We start from the raw sequence: 1,071 nt of genomic DNA on the forward strand, positions 1-1,071 counted from the left end.
AGCCCCCGGGCCACGCCGGCTCCGCACACCGGGGCCGCTCGCGATGAGCGCCCGCCACCACGTCCAGCCCCCCGCCACCACGCCGGACGACGACGCCGACCTCGCGCGATGGGACGACGACGGCGCCCCGCCCGCGCGACCCCGTTCCTCCCCGCACTTGTGGCTGCGCGTGGGAGCCGAACTCGGCGATCGCCTGGTCGCCCTCTCCGGCCGCCAGGACCTCCTCGTCACCTGCCGCCCCGGCACGCGCAGCGGCGCACCGGCCGCGTTCTTCCCCACTCTGGGCGAGGTCGAGTTCGACGCCGGCCTGTTCGCCCCGCTCCAGCCCCACGAGATCCATCCGCGGATCGTGGGCGACGAGGAGCGGTATCCCGCTGCCTGGGGAGTGTTCGTCCACGAGGCCGCGCACGCGGCCCACTCCGTCTGGACGAAGCCTGCCGGAGCGAACCCCCGTGTCGTCGAGGCCGCGCTCCTGCTGGAGGAGAGCCGCGTCGAAGGCGCGCACCTGATCACGCGGCCCACGGACCGCACGTACCTGCGCACCAGTGCCCGAACCCTGGTCATGCCCGACATCGCCCACCCCACCCTCCAGGGCATCGAGCACGCCGCCTCCGTGGCGGCCCTGGTCCTCGGCCGCCGTGACGTCGGCATCCTGGACGCCGACGAGACCCGGGCCGTCGCCGATCTGTGCGAAAAGGTGCTGGGCGCAAACCTGCTGGCCACCCTCACCCGCATCTGGACCGCAGCCCACCAGTGCGCCGACCACGACGCCACGACCATGCTCGCGCACGCTCAAAAATGGTGCGACGCTCTGGACACCGTGGCCCCCGCCCTGCCCGTGCCGGATAACCTCACCGATCTGCTGTCCGGCGCCGTGGGGGTCGTCATGGATCACGCGGCAGCCACCGACGCCGCCGACCTCGCGGCGCAGGCCGCAGCGGCCAACGCCATGGCCGCGCAGTCCAAGGCGCAGGCTCAGGACCGCGCCCAGCGGGCCGGCCAGCGACGCAAAGCCGCCGCCACCGCCAAGTCGGTCTTCAACGCCCGTGGCACCACCGTCACCCCCGACGG

General features: G+C 73.9%; 1 pseudogene. It reads left to right on the forward strand.

The window, feature by feature from the left end:
* Nucleotides 1-43: 43 nt before the first annotated feature.
* Nucleotides 44-1,071 (forward strand): annotated as a pseudogene (locus GA0115259_RS37745) (hypothetical protein); the annotation flags it as partial.

Source organism: Streptomyces sp. MnatMP-M17, assembly GCF_900091995.1.
In the GTDB taxonomy this organism is placed as follows: domain Bacteria; phylum Actinomycetota; class Actinomycetes; order Streptomycetales; family Streptomycetaceae; genus Streptomyces.